Here is an 850-nt window from a genome sequence, read left to right as displayed (position 1 = left end):
GACGGTAAAACCATCGACCAATATCTTCAGACTTATCAGCGACATAAGCGTCGTTGTGGTCGGAAGCAGACCCAACTGCCAACTATCGAAGTTAACTATATCCATGCGCAAATCAAGGCAGGTTGGACTCCTGATACTATTATTGGTCGTCATGAACACCCAATTAGCTGCAGTATGCGCACCCTTTATCGCATGTTTGCCCGCAATCAGTATGGCTTTTCCGTTAAACAGCTACCGATGAAAGGAAAACGCCATCCCAATGGCTATGTGGAACATCGTGGTAAAGCTGGCCAATTAGGACGCAGTATCTATCAACGATATCGTGATTTTCCGCATTACCAACATGAATTTGGGCACTTTGAAGCTGATACAGTTCAAGGTAAAGCTCACCGCGGAGCGGTAATGACGCTAGTAGAGCGACAATCCAAAGTAATGATTGTCCTTAATATTCATCATAAAACAGACGAAGCAGTGAATTGCCAGCTTGATCAATGGCTCGCTAAACTGCCACGTCACTTTGTTAAATCAATTACTTTTGATAACGGGAAAGAATTTGCTGGATGGCGAGAAACAGCCAATAAGTATGATCTTCACACCTATTTTGCGGAAGTCGGTGCTCCCAATCAACGAGGGTTAAACGAAAATAATAACGGCCTCTTGCGTCGTGATGGTCTTAGTAAAAAGCTAGATTTTCGCGATTTACCAGACGAACTAGTCACTCAGCTAATGCATCGTCGCAACAATATCCCACGAAAATCTCTTAATTATCGTACACCATTAGAAGTATTCTTGAGTCATGTCACAGAAGAACAACTTTCACCTTTTTTCTAATTTAAATTGACATTTCAGG

1 protein-coding gene is annotated in these 850 nt (G+C 42.4%); it reads left to right on the top strand.

What is annotated here, in order from left to right; genetic code table 11:
- Positions 1 to 831, top strand: an 831-nt coding sequence (locus tag CBG10_RS08320; protein WP_094512308.1) for an IS30 family transposase, incomplete at its 5' end; no start/stop codon positions are given.
- Positions 832 to 850 lie beyond the last annotated feature (19 nt).

Source organism: Limosilactobacillus reuteri (assembly GCF_002254085.1).
Classification (GTDB): domain Bacteria; phylum Bacillota; class Bacilli; order Lactobacillales; family Lactobacillaceae; genus Limosilactobacillus; species Limosilactobacillus reuteri_K.
The sequence above is the reverse complement of the archived record's forward strand: the minus strand, read 5'-3'. Positions and strand labels throughout refer to the sequence as shown.